This is a genomic window from Lysobacter sp. N42, assembly GCF_004344885.1.
On sequence record NZ_SKFB01000009.1, the window covers coordinates 100,259 to 119,499 of the forward strand.

Below are 19,241 nucleotides of genomic sequence, written 5' to 3' on the forward strand. Positions count from 1 at the left end.
GACCCCGTCAGTACGGCTGCTTCACCCGCTTGGCCGGCTTCCCGCGCGGCGGCAGCGGTTTCACCCCGTCCTCCTCGACCAGACGGAAATCGATGCGCCGATCCTCCACGCTGGCCTTGAGGACCACGATGCCCACGCGGTCGCCGAGCCGGTACTCGCGGCCGCGGCGCTCGCCCGTGAGGGTCTTGCGGATCGGGTCGAAGTGGTAGAAGTCGTTGGGCAACTGCGTCACGTGGACCAGGCCGTTGACCATGGACCCGTCCAGTTCGACGAAGAGCCCGAAGCTGGTCACGCCGCTGATGACGCCCTCGAACTGGCCGCCCACGTGCTGCTCCATCCAGGCCGCACGGTAGCGCTCGTCGACCTCGCGCTGGGCCTCGTCGGCCCGACGCGAGCGTTCCGAGCATTCCAGCGCCAGCTGCGCCATCGCACTGGGCGAGTAGCGGAACTTCTCCGGCTTCGCGCCGCTCAGTGCGTGCTTGATCGCGCGGTGCACGAGAAGGTCCGCATAGCGGCGGATCGGCGAGGTGAAGTGCGCATAGGCATCCAGCGCCAGGCCGAAATGCCCCACGTTCGAAGGCGCATAGACCGCCAGCGACTGGCTGCGAAGCAGCACCGATTCCAGCAGCGCCGCATCGGGGCGGTCGCGGATTCTGCGCAGCAGGCCGGTGAAGTCCTTCGGCCGCACCTTGGCCCAGGCCGGCAGCGAAAGCCCGAATTCCTTCAGGAACTCCAGCAGGTCCTCGTACTTCTGTTCGGGCGGGCGCTCGTGGATGCGGTACGGCGCCGGGATGTCACGCTCGATGAGGAACTTCGCCGCCTCCACGTTGGCGGCGATCATGCACTCCTCGATCAGCTTGTGCGCGTCGTTGCGCTGGAGCATGCCGGCCTGAACCACCTCGCCCTGCGGGCCGAGCACGAAGCGCACCTCGCCGGATTCGAATTCGATCGCGCCGCGCTTCTCGCGGGCGCGCAGCAGTACGTGGAACAGGTCGTACAGGTTCTCCACGTGCGGCATGAGCGAGCCGATGCGCTCGCGGGCGTCCGCGCGCGCCTCGTCGGTCACGTCGTCACCGATCGCGTTCCACACCTGCGTGTAGGTCAGGCGCGCATGCGAGTGCATGACGGCCTCGTAGAAGCGCGAGGACGTGACCACGCCCTTGCGGTCGACCTGCATGTCGCAGACGAAGCACAGGCGGTCGACCTTCGGCTTGAGCGAGCAGATGCCGTTCGACAGGGTCTCGGGCAGCATCGGCACCACGAAGCCCGGGAAATACACCGAGGTGGCGCGCCGCGAGGCTTCCTCGTCCAGCGGCGTGCCCACCCGCACGTAGTGCGAGACGTCCGCGATCGCCACCACCAGCCGGAACCCGTCGCGATTGGGCTCGGCATAGACCGCGTCGTCGAAGTCCTTGGCGTCCTCGCCGTCGATGGTGACCAGCGGCAGGGCGCGCAGGTCGACGCGACCGAGGGCGGTTTCCTCGTCCACATGCAGCGGGATCACTGCGGCCTGCTCGAGCACGGGCTGCGGGAACTCGTGCGGGATGTCGTGGCCGTGGATGGCCGCCTGCACCGCAAGCGATGCGGTCAGGCGGTCGCCCAGCACGGTCAGGATGCGGCCGATCGGCGAATGCTTGCCGTCGGGCATCTCGGTGATCTCGGCCACCACCAGCTGGCCGTCCTGCGCCTCGCCGCGCGCATCGGGCGGGATGAGGATGTCCTGCTGGATGCGGCGGTCGTCGGGAATCACGAAGCCGATGCCGGCGCGCACGTCGAAGCGGCCGATCAGGCGCGTGAGGCGTCGCTCGAGGATCTCGACGATGCCGCCCTCGCGGCGACCGCGGCGGTCGATGCCGGTGACGTTGGCCAGCACGCGGTCGCCGTGCATGACCTTGCGCATCTCGAACGGCGGCAGGAACAGGTCGTCGCCGTGCCCGGGGTCGGGCTTGAGGAAGCCGAACCCGTCCGGGTTGGCGATGACCACGCCGGGGATGAGGTCGACCGCCTGCGCGGGCACGAACCCGCCCTTGCGGTTCTGCAGCAGCTGGCCGTCGCGGATCATCGCCCGCAGGCGGAAGCCCAGGGCCTCGAAACGCTCGCCGTCGTCGATGCCCAGCTGCTCGGCGATCACCTCCATCGGCAGCGGGCCATCGGCGCTGGCGAGCAGGGCCAGGATCATCTCGCGCGAGGCGATGGGGTTTTCGTAGCGCGCGGCTTCACGGCCGGCGTAGGGGTCCGATGCCGGCCGGCCGCGCCCCACGCGTTGCGGCGCTGGCGCCTCGGGCATCCACGGCGGGCGCTTGGTCGAGGGGCCGGCGCGGCGCGCGGTCGCGTCCTTGCGCGCCTTGGGTGCAGAGCCACGGCCCGGGGTCGCGCCGGGGCCGGGGCCGCGCTTGCCGCCGCCGGCGCCTGCGGCGGAACCGCTTCGTCTGGTTGTCTTCTTCTTCATGAACGGGATCGTCTCACACGTTCATGAAGGCGACGTGCGCCGGCGGCCCGCACGAATGATGCGCCCGGCTGCCCAGGCGACGGCCCCGAGGACGATCAGGCCGATGCCCACGAGGGCCGCGACGAAGCCGCGCGTGCCCGACTCGAACACCGCCGCCTCGAAGTTCATTCCGAGCACGCCGGCGATGGTCGCGGCCAGCCCCATCGCCACGGTCACCACCGTGAGGGTGTGCATGGCCTGGTTGGTGCTCTCGGCCGCACGCGAGGTGTAGAGGTCGAAGCTCCCGTTGACCAGTTCGCGACCGGCCTCGATGGACTGCATCACACGCGAGTAGCGGCTGCTGATCACGCGGCAGGCGCGCGCCGCGTCGTGCGACTGGCCCGGTTCGAAGTCCGGACGCGCCAGCGCATCGAACAGGTCGCGCTGTGCGGCCAGGTGACGGCGCAGCTGTGAAGCCAGGTGCCGCAGCCGCTGCAGCTCGGCCAGGTGCGAGGGGCGCGGCTGCTTCAGGATCAACAGTTCCAGATGGTCGAGCGCGCTTTCGAAGGCATCGCGGGCGTCCAGATAGTCGGTCAGCATGCGGTCGAGCAGCGCCATCGCGAATACCGTCGACTCCAGCTGCCCGACGCGCAGGTGGTCGGCCTCGTTGTCGAGCACCTCGTCGATGAAATCGACCGGGCTGCGCCGCACGGTGACGACGATATTGCGCGCCAGCGCGATCGACAGCGGAATCGCCACCGGCGCCCGGGTGGGACGCCAGTTGATCGCGCACACGTAGAGGTGGCGCCAGCGTCCTTCCAGCAGCAGGCCGACCGCACCACCATGCTCGGGCTGCAAAGCCGGGATGTCGACGCCGAGCACGCCGAGCGCTTCGGGCGGCGTGTCGGGGGCCACCACGTCCACCCATACCAGTTGCTCGTCGGAAGGCTCGGCCCAGCGCTCGAGTTCCGAGCCGGGCAGCTCGCGCGCGTCGCGGTCGCGCTCGAACAGCAGCACGCGCAGTCGAGGCTGGGAGGCGAGGCCCGCGGAGCCGTCCTGCGGTTCGCGTTGGTCGTGATCCTGGGTCGTCATGCGGGCGTCCCGGCTTCTCGAATCCTTAGCATTCGCGCTGATATGACTAGCGGCCGTGACGGCTGCGCGGCAGCCGCGATTACGAGAGCCGCCCATGCACAATCCCGACATGCCCACGCCCACGTCCGAAAAGGACATCGACGAAGCCGTCAAGGAAACCTTCCCCGCCAGCGATCCGCCGAGCTTCATGTCCGGCTCCACCGCGGCCCCCACCGCGGCCACGGTCGACCACGCCGCGCGTGCCGCCGAATCGACGGTCACCATCTACCGCGTGGTCGGCGACGACCAGCGCGACAAGCCCTTCGGCGCGGGCGCCGCGCAGGGCGCGGGCCGCTGGACCAGCCAGGACGCACCGGCGGTCTATGCCTCCACCACGGCGGCCACCGCACTGCTCGAGTTCCTGGCGCACTGCGAGTCCGCGCCGCCGGCCGAGATCCACATCGCCTCGGCGCACATTCCGAAAGACCGCATCACCGAACTCACCTCCTACCCGGCGCAGTGGCGCGAGCGTCCGTACCGCCCGGACGTGCAGGCGATCGGCGACGACTGGGTGCGCTCGCACCGGTCGCTGGGCCTGCAGGTTCCCAGCGCGCTCTGCGACGGGGCCTGCAACGTGCTCATCAATCCCGCGCACGTGGACGCCCCCCTCCTGCAGCACGTCGAACTGCATACGATGCGGCTGGACGAACGGCTTCGGCGCATCGGCCGCTGAAGCGCATCCGGACACGAAAAACCCGCGGAATCCCGCGGGTTTTTCAATGCGACCGCCCCGTGCTCAGTGCTTGCGGTCGCCGCGGTCGCCCTGCCCGGGACCTGCGTCGTTCTTGGCGTGGCGCTTGCGGTCCTGCGAAAGCGAACGACCGACGTCGTCAACTTCCTTGAAGCGACCCTTTTCGTCGCGGCGGACATAGCGCTTGTCACCGGGGGTGGGCTCGATGAGTTCTCGCTTGGTCATGACGCTCGATCCTCGGGGATGTGCCCCGAATCTCGCGCACCGGCGGTGAAAGCGCCGACAATGCGCTCATTACTGCAGCCGGCGGGACACGCTTGCCGCCCAAGCGGCCGGACCTGCGAAGCCGTGAATGAACGGGCCATCACCCTTCTTACGTGACGGGCGTGTGAAGAACTCCATCCGCGTGCGCCTGCCGTCATACTCTGCGGCAGGTGGCCTGGTGCGCACCGGGGGTCCTCCGGGGGAGAGGGTGTTGGGTAGATTGCTTTCCGCACTGTGCACGGGCGCGGTGCTGCTGTCATCGCTCGTCAGCGCCGTGCACGCAAGCCCTGCAGGCGAGCTGCTCGCGCGTGCCGATGCGGTGCGCAGCGCGGACCGGCAGGAGTTCGACGTCCTGCTGTCACGGGCGGGTCGCCTGCGTGGGCAGGCCACGGCAAACGAACGCGACCTGCTCGACTACCTGCTGGCCTACCAGGCCGTGCTGGACGGCCGGTACGCCGACGCCCTCCGCAGCTCGCAGCGGCTCTACAAGGACGGACGCGATCCCGACATCCGCTACCGTGCCGCCCTGCTGGTGGCGAACACGACCGCGATCACGCGTGACCACGTGACCGGGCTGCGCTATCTGTCGTTCGCTTTCGCACTGGCGGGACAAACCAGGACGCCCGAGTTGCGCCTGCACGGCGACGTGGTCGCGGCCGCGCTCTATACGCAGTTCGGGCAGCCCGAGCTCGCATTGCGTTATGCCAGCCGCGTGCTCGCGCAGAATCCGCCGCTACGGGTAGCCTGTTTCGCGCATGAGAACCGCGCGCGTGCCCTTGTCGAGCTGCGACAGGGCGTGACCGAGGATTTCGCCCGCGCCGCAGCAGCCTGCGAACGTGCGGGCGAAACGTTGCTGCGCAGCCTGGTGTACAGCAGCGAGGCGCGCTTCCTTGCCGCCTCCGGTCGCCAGCGCGCGGCCGTCCGGCGCATCCTCGACACCCTGCCCGCGGCGAACGAAGCGGCCTACACCCGCCTTACGGGCGAGCTCCATGCCACGCTGGCGGAGAGCCAGCTGGCGCTGGGCAACACGTCCGCCGCGATGAAAGCGGCGAAGGAAGTCCTGAGAGTGGGGCGGCAGGAGCCGCACTGGGCGCCCTTCGTCACGGCGCACCGGGTGCTGTACCAGATCGCCGAGCGCAGCGGCGACCACCATGCCGCGCTCGAGCATTACCGTGCCTACCACGAGGCCGAGCGGGCGCGGCTGGACGAGGTCAAGGCGCGCGAGTACGCGTTCCAGATGTCGCGCCTCGACGCCCTGCGGCGCGAGCAACAGGCCGAGGCGCTGCAGCAACGCAACCGCGCACTGGTGCTCCAGCAGCGGATCTCCGTCGAGCGCGGCCGGAGCCTGCGCATGGCCGTGGTGCTGCTGGGCCTGCTCGTGGTGATCGTGGCGTACTGGGCCTGGCAGTACCGACGCACCCACCACACGCTGCGCCGCCTGAGCCAGACCGACACGCTCAGCGGGGTCGCGACGCGAGGCCATTTCGCTGCCGAGGCCACGGCGATCATCCTCGACTGCGCGCGACGCAAGTGCCCGGTGTCGGTCCTGCTGCTGGACGTGGACCACTTCAAGCAGATCAACGACCAGTGCGGCCATGCCGTCGGCGACTGGGTGCTTCGGAACATCGCGCAGGCCTGTCAGTCCGCCTGCCCACCGGGCTCCCTTGTCGGCCGCATGGGCGGCGAGGAGTTCGCGGTGATCATGCGGGGGGTGTCGGGTGGGCAGGCCGTCGAGGTTGCCGAGCGGCTGCGCGTGAGCGTGCGTGCGATCGATGCCTTCGCGGGCGGGTGCCACCTGCAGGTGACCGCGAGCGTGGGCGTGGCCTGCAACCAGCGATCGGGCTACGACTACGAAGCGCTGCTGGGCGCCGCCGACAGGGCGATGTACTCGGCCAAGCGCGGCGGACGCGACCGCGTCGGGCAAGCTTGCGCTCTAGACCGCTGCGCCTGAAGTGCGGCGCGCGTACGGCTGCTAGGACTTGTTCCGAGGCGCGCGGACGCCGCTGCGGCCACGATATCGGCCGGCGGCCTGTGCGGCCGCCGCGCCCTCCCCGCCCGGCGAGCCCATGTCCTGCCCTACCGTCCGACCCCGGCTACACCAGCCCGCGACGCGCCGCCAGCTGGCGAAGCTCGTGGTCCGTGGACACGCCGAGCTTGCCGTAGATGCTGCTGCGATGCGCGTACACCGTCTTGGGGCTTACGCCCATCGTCTTCGCCACGCGCGCCACCGAGTGCCCGCGAGCGATCAGCAGCCAGACCTGCGATTCGCGCGCGGTGAGTTCGGGCGCAGGGCTGTCGGTACTGCTTCGCATCGAGATGGCGCGCAGGTCGCGGCTGAGGTACTGCCGGCCGGCCAGCACCGCATGCACGGCGTCGACGATCTCGTCCGGGCCGGAGCGCTTGGTGACGTAGCCCCGCGCCCCCGCGGCGATCGCGTCCTGCACGTACAGGGCGCTGTCGTGCATGGACAGCACGATGACCGGCAGTGAGGGGCGCACGGTGAGCACGTGGCGCAGCAGCACCAGGCCGTCGGCATCCGCCAGCGACAGGTCCAGCACGAGCACGTCCGGTGACTCGCTGCGCATCTGCGCGGCGAGCTCGGCCGCCGAACCCAGCTCGACCGCCTGCCAGCCGGGCTGCATGTCCAGCAGTTGCCGGAAACCCGCGCGCACGATGGGGTGGTCGTCGACCAGTACGATCTTCAGGGGCTGCATGCCGTGGTAGCTCCAGCAGGACGCGGTGGTATTGGAGCGCTTCTCGCACGCGCCCGTCGAGTCCCGGCTGCGACGGTGGCGACGGTCATAGCGTATCCGTTCGCGTGGATCGCCCTCTTCATGGCCTCCACGACCGACGGGTTCTTCCCCGCCGGCCTGCGCGTGGCCGCGCTGTGGCTCACCCCTTCACGCTACTGGCCGGCGCTGGCGGCCGCCGAATGGTCCGCCACCCTGGCCATTGCCGCCACGACCGATGTGCACACGTCGCTGGCCACCAAGCTGGTCGGCATCTTCATGCCATGGCTCGTCTACGCCGCCGCGGTACGCGAGGTGAAGCGCCTGGCCGCGCAGCGCGAGCTGGAAGGCACGTCCTACTGGGTACCCTTCACCGTGGTTGCCGGCCTGCTGGGTGGCATAGGCAACGGGCTGCTCCTCACAGGCCTGCAATGGCTCGACCGTGAAGCGCTGGCCGATCCACTCGACGTGCTGCTTCGGTTCGCACTGGGCGACTATGCCGGCGTCATCGCCTTGGCACCCCTGCTGGTACTTGCCGCCGAACACCGGAAAGCGCCGGGACGCGTGCGCGACTACCTCCTGCACGGCCTCGTGCTCGCTCCCCTCGCCGGCCTGGCCGTCACCCTGATGCCGGCCATCGCATTCCCGGAGCGCTTCGACTGGGTTCCCGTCGCGGTACCGCTGCTCGCCATCGGGGCGCTGGGCGGCCGGCGGCCGGCCGTGGTCGCGCTGGCGCTGGTGACGCTGGCGTTCGTGTCGGTGGACATCGCGCCATGGAAACCCGAAGACGTGCAGCGGACGCTCGCGATCACGGGCACGGCCGCGCTGCTGCTCGGGGCGCGTCGCGACGCCATGCACCGCCAGCGCGAGCGGCTGCTCGCGAACATCGACGAGCTGCGGCTCAAGACCCAGGCGCTGCGCGACGTGGCTACCCGCATCGCCACCCAGCGCGAAACCGAGAGCCGCCAGCTGGGGCTCGAGCTGCACGACGAGGTGGGCCAGGACATGACCGCGCTCGCCACGCGCCTTCGCATCGCCGAACGCAATGCCATGGACGATGCCACGCGCCAGGAGTTCCAGCTCCTGCAGCGCATGGTCACCACCGCCCACGGGCACCTGCGCAGCGTCATCCGCCACCTGCACCCCATCGCCCTGGAGCAGTTCGGCCTGAGCCGGGCGCTCTCCGACGGCCCGCTGGCGGAGATCGCCCGCGACGCGGACGTGGACTACGGCTGCCAGCTCGACGGCCCCATCGACGAGCTGCCGCTGCACGTGGCCACCGCGATCTACCGCATCTGCCAGGAGGCCGTGACCAATGGCGTGCGCCACGGGTGCGGCGGGCGCATCCGGATCAACCTTCGCGCATGGGACGACGGCGACAGCCGCAAGCTCGATCTTTCGATCTGCGACGACGCGGGCCAGATCGTGGTGGCCAATGGCGGCAACGGCGGGCTGGGCCTGCAGGGCATCCGCGACCGCGCGCACGCACTCGGCGCGTACTACCGGTTCGACCCGGGCTTCGGCCAGCCGCGGCACCGGCTCATGCTCGCGCTGCCCCTGCCCGGCCCGGGCGACTCGGCGGTGCGTGGCACAGCTAACGGGCATACGGACCGTACCGCTTCGGTGGACGGAGCGGCCCTGTTCCTGGCGATCCTTGGCTCGACGATGATGGACTGAGCGGAGCCGCCGGGGCGCTGCACGCAGCAGCGCCACGCAACGACGGTGCGAGGAACCGGGTATGCCGGCTTCATAGGCCGCAAATACAGGTCAGCCGCCGCGGTGCATGCCAGCGATGTCGCCGGAGATGCCGGGGAACGCCGGCAGCAATGAAAAAAGCCCGCCGTTGGGCGGGCTTTCTCATCGCTCGACCGCGAGGGTCGAGACAGGCCATCGGCCAAATAGTGGTGCCCAGGAGAGGACTCGAACCTCCACGGTTTTACCCGCTAGTACCTGAAACTAGTGCGTCTACCAATTCCGCCACCTGGGCCCGGCCGGCGAGGTCATCACCGGCGAGGGCGCGTATGTTCGCCGCCGGTGGGCGCGATGTCAACGGTCCGCTCGCGGCAGGTTCAGGGCAGGCCGCGGTCGCGGCGGCTGAGACCTGCCGTTGCGATGCTGAACGCGTCCAGCGCGCACGTAGAATCCCATGCGAAATCGCTCCCCCGCGGGCCGCGCCCGCGCCATCGCGAGCGCCGCTCGCGTCGCATCCAAGGCGTCCATGACCGACTCCCCCCGCTCCACCTTCCACGGCTTCGAGCAGATCCCGCTGCGCGAGTACGCCGAGCGCGCCTACCTCGACTACTCGATGTACGTGGTGCTCGACCGCGCCCTGCCCTTCATCGGCGACGGCCTGAAACCCGTGCAGCGCCGCATCGTTTACGCGATGAGCGAGCTGGGCCTGAATGCAGGCGCCAAGCCCAAGAAGAGCGCGCGCACCGTCGGCGACGTGATCGGCAAGTTCCACCCGCACGGCGACAGCGCCTGCTACGAGGCGCTGGTGCTGATGGCCCAGCCGTTCTCGTACCGCTATCCGCTGATCGAGGGCCAGGGCAACTTCGGCTCGCAGGACGATCCCAAGTCGTTCGCGGCGATGCGCTACACCGAGAGCAAGCTGACGCCCATCGCCGACGTACTGCTCGGCGAGCTGGCGCACGGCACCGTGGACTGGGACCCGAACTTCGACGGCACGCTGGAGGAGCCGAGCTGGCTGCCCGCGCGCCTGCCGCACCTGCTGCTCAATGGCACCACCGGCATCGCCGTGGGCATGGCCACCGACGTGCCGCCGCACAACCTGCGCGAGGTGGTGAGCGCCTGCGTGCGCCTGCTCGACGACCCGGATGCCACCACGCGCGACCTCTGCGAGCACGTGCAGGGCCCGGACTATCCGACCACGGCCGAGATCATCACGCCGCGCGCCGACATCCTGCAGATGTACGAGACCGGCTGCGGCTCGGTGCGCGCACGCGCGACGTGGGTGAAGGACGGGCAGAACGTCATCGTCACCGCGTTGCCCTACCAGGTGTCGCCCAGCAAGGTGATCGAGCAGATCGCGCAGCAGATGCGTGCCAAGAAGCTGCCGTGGCTGGAGGACATCCGCGACGAGTCCGACCACGCCAACCCCACCCGCATCGTGCTGGTGACGCGCAGCAACCGCGTGGACGTCGAGCCGCTGATGGGCCACCTGTTCGCGACCACTGACCTGGAGCGCACCTACCGCGTCAACTTCAACGTCATCGGCCTGGACGGCAAGCCGCAGGTCAAGGGCCTGAAGGCGCTGCTGGCGGAGTGGCTGCAGTTCCGCAGCGACACGGTGACGCGCCGCCTGAGCCACCGCCTCGAGCGCGTGGAGCGCCGGCTGCACCTGCTCGAAGGCCTGCTGGTCGCCTTCCTCAACCTGGACGAGGTGATCCGCATCATCCGCAGCGAGGACGAGCCCAAGCCGGTGCTGATGGCGCGCTTCGGCCTGACCTCGGAGCAGACCGATTACATCCTCGAGACCAAGCTGCGCCAGCTGGCGCGCCTGGAGGAGATGAAGATCCGCGGCGAGCAGAGCGAGCTGGCCGCCGAGCGCGAACGCATCCAGGCGATCCTCGGCAGCCGCGCCAAGCTGCGCAAGCTGATCAAGGACGAGCTGCTGGCGGACGCGAAGAAGTTCGGCGACGACCGGCGCTCGCCGCTGGTGGCGCGTGGCGAGGCGAAGGCGATTTCCGAAACCGAGCTCGTGCCCAGCGAGCCGATGACGGTGGTGGTGAGCGCCAAGGGCTGGGTGCGCGCGGCCAAGGGCCACGAGATCGACGCGGCCGGGCTGAGCTACCGCGAGGGCGACGAACTGCTGGCCGCGGTGCGCACGCGCAGCACCGCGCAGGTGGCGTTCCTGGATTCGACGGGCCGCAGCTACTCGAGCGTGGTGCATTCGCTGCCCAGCGCGCGCGGCAACGGCGAGCCGTTGACCGGGCGCTTCTCGCCACCCGCCGGCGCGTCGTTCCAGGCGCTGGCCAGTGGCGAGGCCGAGCAGCATTTCCTGCTGGCGACCAGCCACGGCTACGGCTTCGTGACGAAGTTCGAGAACCTGGTCAGCCGCAACAAGGCGGGCAAGGCCATGCTGTCGCTGACGCCGAACGCGTCGGTGCTGCAGCCGGCGCCCGCGCAGACCGGCAAGGGCCACCGCGTGGTCGCCGCGACCAGCGCCGGGCACCTGCTCGCCTTCCCCATCGGCCAGTTGCCGGAGATGGACCGCGGCAAGGGCAACAAGATCATCGACATTCCCAAGGCCAAGCTGGGGACCGAGCGCGTGGTGGATGCGGTGGTCGTCGGGCCGGAGCAGTCACTGGTCGTGCTGTCGGGCGCGCGCACGATGACGCTGTCGTACAAGGACCTGGAGACGTACATGGGCCAGCGCGGCGCGCGTGGCGGGCTGCTGCCGCGCGGCTGGCAGAAGGTGGACGGGTTGCTGGTGGAGTGAGGGCGCGGCGGGTCGCGTGACGGCGTTGAAGGTAGCCGTGGCTTGCTGGGCCGTTGTGAGGTGGTGGACGCCCTTCGGTCGACGGTGCGACGTGACGCGCTTGGGTTGCCCTCTGCTGTGATGGGGTAAGGCGCTGGGTCCCCGCTTTCGTGGGGACGACGGCTTGGGGGAGGGTTGCGACGAGTCGTTGACCTTTTAAGGCGCTGGGTCCCCGCTTTCGCGGGGACGATGAATCTGGGTAGCGCGGGAAGCGGGTTGATCGCGATCACGTGACGATGGCTGGCGTGGCAGCGGGCGGGTTGGCTTCTACCTTTCAAGACACTGGGTCCCCGCCTTCGCGGGGACGACGGCCGGGGGTTGCGACGAGTCGTTGACCTTTTGAGGCGCTGGGTCCCCGCTTTCGCGGGGACGACGGCTTGGGGGTTACGGGAGCGGGTTGGCCTTTGGAGGCGCTGGGTCCCCGCTTTCGCGGGGACGACGAGCCAGGCGTTCCGGCGGCGGGGTTGGGCATCGGGGACCGAGCCTGGCTCCCGACGCAGGGATAACGGCGTAGCATCCGCATCCGCATCCGCATCCGCATCCGCGTCCGGATCCACATGCGCGTTCGCGGATGCGAGTCACCCGTCGTTTCCGCGGCGCAAACCACCGGCTCCAGGGAGTCCGTCGATCGTATGCATCCCGATTTCTGGCACACGCGCTGGCAGGAAGGCCGCATCGGCTTCCATCAGGACCGGCCCACGCCGCTGATGCTCAAGCACTGGCCCGCGCTCGGAGTGGCGGCGGGTGAGCGCGTATTCGTGCCGCTGTGCGGCAAGTCGCTGGACATGGCCTGGCTGGCCTCGCAGGGGCTCGGTGTGCTGGGTGTGGAGATCTCGCAGATGGCGGTGGAGGCCTTCTTCGCCGAGAACGGGCTCACGCCGGAGGTCGTCGAGACCCGCCATGGCCTGGAGTACCGGGCCGGGCCGGTGACCATCGTCTGCGGCGATGCATTCGGGCTGGACGCGGACGCGCTGGCCGGTTGCAGCGCCGTGCTGGACCGTGCCGCGCTGATCGCGCTGCCGCCGGAGCTGCGCGAGCGCTATGCGCGCGAGCTGTACGCGCGGCTTCCCGCCGGCTGCCGCGGGCTGCTGATCACACTGGAGTACCCGCAGCAGAAAAAGGCCGGGCCGCCGTTCGCGGTGCCCGAGGACGAGGTGCGCGCGCTGTATTCGCCGGCCTGGTCGGTCGACGTGCTCGAGCGTCGCGACATCCTCGCCGAGCAGCCGGGCTTCGTGGCCGAGGGCGTGACGCGGCTGGAGACCGTGGTCTACCGCCTGGACCGGCGCTGAGCGCCGCCGCGCCGGCTCACGCGCGCGCGACCGCCCATCTCAGCCGCGTCGAATGCCCGGTCCGCGCCACCGCGGTCGCCGTGCAGGTGGCTGGCGCCGGCCACCTGCATGCGCCATCAGGCCGCGACGGCCCGCGCTACGGCTGCCGGCGTCGAGGCCACCGCCTCCAGGGCCTGCAGGACGTCGCCAACCAGGTCGGCTTCGTCCTCCAGCCCCGCGGACAGGCGCACCAGGCCTTCGCTGATGCCGTGCGCGGCGCGCTCCTCGGGCGTGTAGGTCGAGTGCGTCATACTGGCGGGGTGCTGCGCCAGGCTCTCCGCATCGCCCAGGCTCACCGCGCGTGACACCACGCGCAGGGCGTTCATGAAGCGCTTGCCGGCCTCGGCCCCGCCGCGCAGTTCGAACGCGAGCATGCCGCCGAACTGGCGCATCTGGCGCCTGGCGAGCGCGTGGAACGGGTCGGTCTGCAGCCCCGGGAAATGCACGCGCGCCACCGCCGGGTGCGCGGCGAGCACGCGCGCGAGCGCCATGGCGTTGCGGCAGTGGCGGTCCAGCCGCAGCGAAAGCGTCTTGAGGCCCCGCAGCAGCAGCGCGGCGTCCTGCGGCGAGAGCACCGCGCCGGTCATGTCCTTGAGCCCCTGCAGGCGGATGCGCTGCGCCAGCTCGGCGCTCGCCGCGACGGCGATGCCCGCGGTCACGTCGCCGTGCCCGCTGATGTACTTGGTGGCCGAGTGCACCACCACGTCGGCGCCCAGCGCCAGGGGCTGCTGCAGGTAGGGCGTGCAGTAGGTGTTGTCGACGGCGACGGTGGCGCCGTGCGTCTTCGCCAGTGCCGACACCGCGGCGATGTCGACCAGGCGCATGTTCGGGTTGGCGGGCGACTCGAACAGCACGACGCGCGTGCCGGCATGCAGGGCCTGCTCGACCGCGGCGATGTCGGTCATGTCCACGTGGCGGACCTTCACCCCGAACTGGCCGATGCCGTGGTGCAGGAAGGCGAAGGTGCAGCCGTAGAGCGTGGTGTCGGCGAGGACCTCGTCGCCGGGGCGCAGCAGCGTCCACAACGTGGAGGTGATGGCGCCCATGCCCGAACCGAAGGCCACCGCGGCGGCACCGCGCTCCAGCGCGGCCATGCGCGACTCCAGCAGCGCGAGGGTGGGATTGGAGATGCGGGTGTAGACGTGGCCCGGCGCTTCGCCCGCGAAGCACTGCCCGCCGTACTCGGCGCTGGGGAAGACGAAGGTGGAGGTCAGGTACACCGGCGGCACCAGCGCGCCGTGGTGCTCGGCCGGGTCGTAGCCGTGGTGGATGGCGAGGGTCGAGAAGCCGGGCGTGGACATGGCGGGGCGCCGCAGGGTCGGGCTGTCGATGCTAGGGAGCGCGGCCTCGAAAGTGCTTGCGATTGTTCCCGGCAGCCGGGGTTTGCGTGGATGATCCATCCACCCATGCCATGAAACCGGGAAAACATTTCCAATGAGCACGCCACTGGACCGCGTCGACCGCCAGATCCTGATGGAACTCCAGCGCGACGCCCGGCTCACCGTGGCCGAGCTGGCCGAGCGCGTTTCGCTCTCGCCCTCGCCCTGCTGGCGCCGCGTGCGGCAGCTGGAGCAGGCCGGCTACATCGAGGGCTACGAGGCGCGCCTGTCGGCCGCGCGGCTGGGCTTTGGCATCACCGCCTTCGTGAGCGTGGTGATGGGCGAGCACTCGCAGGAGGTGGCGCGGGCCTTCGAGGCGCGGCTGCACGACATCCCCGAGATCATCGCCTGCCACAACGTCTCGGGCCGCTACGACTTCCTGCTGGAAGTGGTGGCGGTGGACCTGGCCGCCTACGGCGAGTTCGCGCGCGGCACGCTGCAGGCCCTGCCCGGGGTCAAGGAGCTGCATTCGAGCTTCTCGCTCAAGGCGGTGAAGTCGCACCGGCAGTTGCCGATTCCGGGGGGCTGAGACGGACAGCCGGCCGCCGGCCTTGGTTGCCGGCCGGATGCATGACCCACGCCGGCAGGCTGCGGCGACCGCGGGCTGCCGCATGGCGACCCGCGCATGCCGCGCGTCGCGCCGGCACCCGGCGGCGCCCCGCCGGCGCTAGGATCGGGCATGCACGCCTCGACCGGGGATCCCGCATGAGAAAGCGCCTCGCCCGCCTGGCGGTCATGCTGCTCGGCCTGACCGCGCTCGTCGCGCTGGGTATCTGGCTGGCCCTGCGCGCGAGCCTGCCGGCCCTGGATGGTGACGCCGCCCTGCCCGGCCTTGCGGCACCAGCGACGATCGAGCGCGACGCACTGGGCATCGCGACGCTGGGCGCGTCCACGCCCGACGACGCGGCCCGCGCGCTCGGCTACGTGCACGGCCAGGAACGCTTCTTCGAGATGGACCTGATGCGGCGCATGGCGGCCGGCGAGCTTTCCGCGCTGTTCGGCGAGCGCGCACTCGAGGTGGACCGCGGGCACCGGGTCGACCGCCTGCGTGCACGCAGCCGGGCGCACTGGGCGAGGCTGCCGGACGAGGACCGCCGGCGCGTGTCGGCCTATGTCGACGGCGTGAACGCCGGGCTGCGGTCACTGCGCGTGCGCCCCTGGCCCTACCTGCTGCTGCGCGCGCGGCCGGCCCCGTGGCGTGCGGAAGACTCGCTGCTGGTCGTCTACGCCATGTACTACGACCTGCAGGATGCGTCGGCGAAGCAGGAGCGCCTGCGCGCCGAGGCGGCGCGCGCGCTGCCGCCGGCGCTGGTCGCACTGCTCATGCACGACGGCAGCAGCTGGGACGCGCCGCTGCAGGGTTCCGTGCGCGGCGATGCGCGCCTGCCGGGCCCGGCCGACGTGGACCTGCGTGCCCTCGCCCGCGCGGGCGGCACGGTGCGCGAGCAGGCGCGTCCGCCGGAGCTGGGCAGCAACAACTTCGCCGTCTCCGGCGCGCTGACCCGCGACGGCCGCGCGCTGGTCGCCGACGACATGCACCTGGCGCTGCGCGTGCCCAACATCTGGTTCCGCGCGCGCCTGCGCTATCCCGACCCCGCCGCGCCGGGCGGACGCGTCGACGTCAGCGGCTTCAGCCTGCCGGGCGTGCCCGGCATCGTGGTGGGCAGCAACGGGCACGTGGCCTGGGGGTTCACCAACAGCTACGGCGACTGGGTGGACTGGATCCGCATCCCCGACTGCACGCCGGCGCGCTGCGCGGGCCGGCGCCGCATCGACGAGCGCATCGAGGTGGCGGACGGCGATGCCGTCACCCTGCGCGTGGACGAGACGGACTGGGGCCCGATCGGGCACTACGCGAAGGATGGCTCCGCGCTGGCACGACGCTGGGTCGCACACCTGCCCGGCTCGGCCAATCTCGGGCTGCTGGGCATGGCCCGCGCGGCGTCGGTGGAGGACGCGCTGGCCGTGGCCGACCGCAGCGGCCTGCCGGCGCAGAACCTGGTGGTGGGCGACCGGCGGGGACGCATCGCATGGCGGCTGATCGGCCCCGTGCCGCAGCGCGCGCCCGGCTGCGTGGCGCATGCGATCTCCGACGCCCGCACCTGCCCGCCCTGGCCCATCCGCGCACAGGGCGCGCCGGCGCTGGTCGATCCGCCCGCGGGTCGGCTGTGGACAGCCAACGCGCGCGCCGTAGACGGTGCGTTCCTGCGCAGGATCGGCGACGGCGGCTACGTCACCGCCGTGCGCGCGCGCATGATCCGCGACGCTTTGCTGGCCCGCCCGCGTTTTGCCGAGCGCGACCTGCTGGCCGTGCAGCTCGACGACCGCAGCCTGTTCCTGCAGCGCTGGCATGCGCTGCTGCAGCGGGAGGCCGCGCGCCCGGAGGCCGGGGCCTCGCTCAGGGCCCTGGCCGCGGCGGCCTCGCGGCTGGAGCCGCGCGCATCACCCGATGCGGTCGCCTACCGGCTGGTCCGCGCCTGGCGCGAGCGCGTGCACGACCGCATCGCCGACGGCCTGCTCGCCCCGGCGCGCGCCGCCCTGGGCAAGGACGCGGAGCTGCCGGCGCTGCGGCAACCCGAGGGCGTGGCCTGGCCCATCGCCTCCGCGCGCCCGGCGCACCTGCTGCCCACGCGCCATGCGTCCTGGGACGCGCTGTTCGAGGACGCCGCACGCGCGGTGCAGGACGACCTCGGGGCCCCGCTGCGGGCGCGCAGCTGGGGCGAGCGCAATACCGCGGCCATCTGCCATCCGCTCGCGGGCGCATTGCCCTTCGCACGTCGCGCCCTGTGCATGCCCGCCGAGCCGCTGGCGGGCGACACGCTCACGCCGCGCGCGCAGGCGCCGGACATGGGGGCTTCGCAGCGCATGGTCGTCGCCCCGGGGGCCGAGGCCCGCGGGATCGCGCACATGCCGGGCGGCCAGAGCGGGCATCCGCTTTCCCCGTTCTGGGGCGCGGGCCACGACGACTGGGTGCACGGGCGGGCGACGCCGTTCCTTCCGGGCCCCGCGCGGCATCGGCTCGCGCTGGTGCCTGCCGCGCCCTGAGACGGATGCACAGTCGTCTGCGGGGGTCATCCCCGCGAATGGTGGCGTCCATGGACGTCGCTGCTGGCGCCAGCCCGCGCTCCACTTGAAACCGGCGTGGCGCGACGCCGCGCCCCTCGATGCCGACCCTCGCAGGGCGAGGCCGCGGGCTGCGGCACGGACGGCGTCGCGCGCTTCGTCGGCCTGCTGCGCCGAGCTGGGCGCCAGCGGCGGCCGGCCTCCCGACCCTCGGTCAACCTGCCTGCTGCACGCGGCCGTGCTCGCGGCCCAGGTGGCGCTCGAACCAGTCGGCGGCGTGGTCGGCCACCTGCCCGAGGGCGCCGGGCTCCTCGAACAGGTGCGTCGCACGCGGGATCACCTCCAGCATGACGTTCGCCCCGATCCGCCGGCGCGCCTCGCGGTTGAGCTCCAGCACGTGGCTGTCGGCCCCGCCGACCAGCAGCAGCGTGGGCGTGCGCAGCGAGCCAGCGCCGCGCCGGCCAGGTCGGGCCGCCCGCCGCGCGAGACCACCGCCGAGACCGCCGCGCCCGCCCGCGCTGCTAGCATCGCCGCGCGCCGCGACGGGGAGGCGGCGCGGCCACGTGGCGTCCATCGCCCCGCACATACGCAAGGAAGAGGGAAACGCATGAAGTCGAACTGGATCGCCGCCGGCCTCGCGCTGGCGCTCGTCGGCATGGCCGGCACCGGCGCCGCGGCGCCAAAGACCAAGCCCGTGCGCACCGCCACCGCCATGTACGCCGGCCAGGCGCCGCAGCAGGCGGCCACCGCGCTGCTGGATGCCGCGCGCACGCAGACCGAGGGCGGCAGCTGGGAAACCATCGGCGTCGGCCGCGTGCTCTATCTCGGCGGCCGCAAGGCCGAAGGGGAGGCGCTGTTCCAGGAGCTGCTCGCCCGCACCCAGAAGACCAGCGATGTCTACCGCATCGCGCAGGTCTACATGGAAGCGAAGGAATGGCCCAAGGCGCGGCCGCTGCTCGAGCGCATGCTGACCATGAAGGAGCACGACGCCGGCGACGTCATGCGGGTGGCGCGCGAATACGTCGAGCACCGCGAATTCGCGCGTGCCAGGCCGCTGTTCGAGCGCTTCCTCGCCATGGACGACTACGACGAGAAGGAAGCCGCCGAGATCGGCGCGTACTACCTGCTCAACGGCGACCGCGCCACCGCCGAGGCCTGGTTCGACCGCTCGGTGAAGAAGGACCCGACCAACGTCTGGGCGACCATGCGCATGGCCGGCGCCTACCTGGGCGTGGCGCCGCAGGACTGAGCGGCGCGTGCGCGGGAAGGGCCGGCCGCCGTGCCGGCCTTTTCCGCGCGCGGCGTGCGGAGGCGCCTTGGCGCCGTTGAGATCGGCCGTAACAGCCTCATCTCCTCCGTTCCCCGCACGCACGAGGCGCCCATGAGCTCCTACCGCAAGGATCCGGACGCGATCGCCCGGCTCACGCCCGAGCAGTACCGCATCACCCAGCAGAGCGGCACCGAGGCGCCCGGCAGCGGCGAGTACCTCGGCAACAAGCAGCCGGGCATCTACGTCGACGTGGTCTCCGGCGAGCCGCTGTTCGCGTCCACCGACAAGTACGAATCCGGCTGCGGCTGGCCCAGCTTCACCCGGCCCATCGAGCCCGCGCACGTCCGCGAGCTGGAGGACCGCTCGCACGGCATGCACCGCGTCGAGGTGCGCTCGGCCCATGGCGACAGCCACCTCGGCCACGTCTTCCCCGACGGCCCGCGCGACCGTGGCGGCC

General features: G+C 71.3%; 15 protein-coding genes and 1 tRNA gene. 9 read left to right on the forward strand and 7 right to left on the reverse strand.

Annotated elements, in window-relative coordinates; all coding sequences use genetic code 11:
• Window positions 1-7 precede the first annotated feature (7 nt).
• Window positions 8-2,449, reverse strand: a complete 2,442-nt coding sequence (rnr, locus tag EYQ95_RS14875; protein ID WP_132328001.1) for a ribonuclease R — start codon at window positions 2,447-2,449, stop codon at window positions 8-10.
• 21 nt (window positions 2,450-2,470) lie between these two features.
• A complete protein-coding gene (locus EYQ95_RS14880) occupies window positions 2,471-3,520 on the reverse strand; it encodes a magnesium transporter CorA family protein (protein ID WP_165924745.1) in 1,050 nt (349 codons plus the stop codon).
• Between the two features lie 94 nt (window positions 3,521-3,614).
• Here EYQ95_RS14880 and EYQ95_RS14885 point away from each other — a divergent pair, with 94 nt between their 5' ends.
• Window positions 3,615-4,232: an RES family NAD+ phosphorylase gene (locus EYQ95_RS14885; protein ID WP_132328003.1), complete on the forward strand. Its 618-nt coding sequence runs from the start codon at window positions 3,615-3,617 to the stop codon at window positions 4,230-4,232.
• Between the two features lie 63 nt (window positions 4,233-4,295).
• Here the strand turns inward: EYQ95_RS14885 and EYQ95_RS14890 are convergent, their stop codons facing one another.
• A complete protein-coding gene (locus EYQ95_RS14890; RefSeq protein ID WP_132328004.1) occupies window positions 4,296-4,475 on the reverse strand; it encodes a hypothetical protein in 180 nt (59 codons plus the stop codon).
• Between the two features lie 250 nt (window positions 4,476-4,725).
• Between EYQ95_RS14890 and EYQ95_RS14895 the strand changes: the two genes are divergently transcribed.
• On the forward strand, window positions 4,726-6,465 hold the full coding sequence (locus tag EYQ95_RS14895; protein WP_165924746.1) for a diguanylate cyclase: 1,740 nt from the start codon (window positions 4,726-4,728) through the stop codon (window positions 6,463-6,465).
• Between the two features lie 142 nt (window positions 6,466-6,607).
• Here the strand turns inward: EYQ95_RS14895 and EYQ95_RS14900 are convergent, their stop codons facing one another.
• Window positions 6,608-7,228, reverse strand: coding sequence for a response regulator transcription factor (locus EYQ95_RS14900; protein ID WP_132328006.1), 621 nt, complete (start codon window positions 7,226-7,228; stop codon window positions 6,608-6,610).
• Between the two features lie 75 nt (window positions 7,229-7,303).
• On the opposite strand from EYQ95_RS14900, the gene EYQ95_RS14905 reads away from it, so the two are divergent.
• Complete coding sequence (locus tag EYQ95_RS14905) at window positions 7,304-8,920, forward strand: MASE1 domain-containing protein (protein ID WP_132328007.1); 1,617 nt, start codon at window positions 7,304-7,306, stop codon at window positions 8,918-8,920.
• Between the two features lie 225 nt (window positions 8,921-9,145).
• Here EYQ95_RS14905 and EYQ95_RS14910 read toward each other — a convergent pair.
• Window positions 9,146-9,230, reverse strand: a tRNA-Leu gene (locus EYQ95_RS14910).
• 231 nt (window positions 9,231-9,461) lie between these two features.
• Between EYQ95_RS14910 and parC the strand changes: the two genes are divergently transcribed.
• The gene (gene parC, locus EYQ95_RS14915; protein ID WP_132328008.1) at window positions 9,462-11,705 is read left to right on the forward strand and encodes a DNA topoisomerase IV subunit A; all 2,244 of its coding nucleotides are present in this window, start codon (window positions 9,462-9,464) and stop codon (window positions 11,703-11,705) included.
• Window positions 11,706-12,376: 671 nt separating this feature from the next.
• The gene (locus tag EYQ95_RS14920) at window positions 12,377-13,033 is read left to right on the forward strand and encodes a thiopurine S-methyltransferase (RefSeq protein ID WP_132328009.1); all 657 of its coding nucleotides are present in this window, start codon (window positions 12,377-12,379) and stop codon (window positions 13,031-13,033) included.
• Window positions 13,034-13,149: 116 nt separating this feature from the next.
• On the opposite strand, the gene EYQ95_RS14925 is transcribed toward EYQ95_RS14920, so the two are convergent.
• The gene (locus EYQ95_RS14925) at window positions 13,150-14,373 is read right to left on the reverse strand and encodes a methionine gamma-lyase (RefSeq protein ID WP_132328010.1); all 1,224 of its coding nucleotides are present in this window, start codon (window positions 14,371-14,373) and stop codon (window positions 13,150-13,152) included.
• A gap of 133 nt (window positions 14,374-14,506) precedes the next feature.
• Between EYQ95_RS14925 and EYQ95_RS14930 the strand changes: the two genes are divergently transcribed.
• Together EYQ95_RS14930 and EYQ95_RS14935 are read left to right on the forward strand one after the other, a co-directional pair.
• Window positions 14,507-14,980: an Lrp/AsnC family transcriptional regulator gene (locus EYQ95_RS14930; protein ID WP_132328011.1), complete on the forward strand. Its 474-nt coding sequence runs from the start codon at window positions 14,507-14,509 to the stop codon at window positions 14,978-14,980.
• A 176-nt stretch (window positions 14,981-15,156) separates the two neighbouring features.
• Complete coding sequence (locus EYQ95_RS14935; protein ID WP_132328012.1) at window positions 15,157-17,496, forward strand: penicillin acylase family protein; 2,340 nt, start codon at window positions 15,157-15,159, stop codon at window positions 17,494-17,496.
• Between the two features lie 232 nt (window positions 17,497-17,728).
• On the opposite strand, the gene EYQ95_RS14940 is transcribed toward EYQ95_RS14935, so the two are convergent.
• A complete protein-coding gene (locus EYQ95_RS14940) occupies window positions 17,729-18,088 on the reverse strand; it encodes a S9 family peptidase (RefSeq protein ID WP_132328013.1) in 360 nt (119 codons plus the stop codon).
• A 33-nt stretch (window positions 18,089-18,121) separates the two neighbouring features.
• Here EYQ95_RS14940 and EYQ95_RS14945 point away from each other — a divergent pair, with 33 nt between their 5' ends.
• Both EYQ95_RS14945 and msrB read left to right on the forward strand, forming a co-directional pair.
• Entirely contained in the window at window positions 18,122-18,763 is a 642-nt protein-coding gene (locus EYQ95_RS14945; RefSeq protein WP_132328014.1) for a lipopolysaccharide assembly protein LapB, read from the forward strand.
• A 132-nt stretch (window positions 18,764-18,895) separates the two neighbouring features.
• A partial coding sequence (msrB, locus tag EYQ95_RS14950) for a peptide-methionine (R)-S-oxide reductase MsrB (protein WP_132328015.1) occupies window positions 18,896-19,241 on the forward strand: 346 nt, incomplete at its 3' end.

Bases quoted from the DNA above. Each gene is read 5' to 3' on its own strand.
- rnr (WP_132328001.1), bottom strand. From the start codon at position 2,449: ATGAAGAAGAAGACAACCAGACGAAGCGGTTCCGCCGCAGGCGCCGGC.
- EYQ95_RS14880 (WP_165924745.1), bottom strand. From the start codon at position 3,520: ATGACGACCCAGGATCACGACCAACGCGAACCGCAGGACGGCTCCGCG.
- EYQ95_RS14885 (WP_132328003.1), top strand. From the start codon at position 3,615: ATGCACAATCCCGACATGCCCACGCCCACGTCCGAAAAGGACATCGAC.
- EYQ95_RS14890 (WP_132328004.1), bottom strand. From the start codon at position 4,475: ATGACCAAGCGAGAACTCATCGAGCCCACCCCCGGTGACAAGCGCTAT.
- EYQ95_RS14900 (WP_132328006.1), bottom strand. From the start codon at position 7,228: ATGCAGCCCCTGAAGATCGTACTGGTCGACGACCACCCCATCGTGCGC.
- parC (WP_132328008.1), top strand. From the start codon at position 9,462: ATGACCGACTCCCCCCGCTCCACCTTCCACGGCTTCGAGCAGATCCCG.
- EYQ95_RS14920 (WP_132328009.1), top strand. From the start codon at position 12,377: ATGCATCCCGATTTCTGGCACACGCGCTGGCAGGAAGGCCGCATCGGC.
- EYQ95_RS14925 (WP_132328010.1), bottom strand. From the start codon at position 14,373: ATGTCCACGCCCGGCTTCTCGACCCTCGCCATCCACCACGGCTACGAC.
- EYQ95_RS14930 (WP_132328011.1), top strand. From the start codon at position 14,507: ATGAGCACGCCACTGGACCGCGTCGACCGCCAGATCCTGATGGAACTC.
- EYQ95_RS14935 (WP_132328012.1), top strand. From the start codon at position 15,157: ATGAGAAAGCGCCTCGCCCGCCTGGCGGTCATGCTGCTCGGCCTGACC.
- EYQ95_RS14940 (WP_132328013.1), bottom strand. From the start codon at position 18,088: ATGGACGCCACGTGGCCGCGCCGCCTCCCCGTCGCGGCGCGCGGCGAT.
- EYQ95_RS14945 (WP_132328014.1), top strand. From the start codon at position 18,122: ATGAAGTCGAACTGGATCGCCGCCGGCCTCGCGCTGGCGCTCGTCGGC.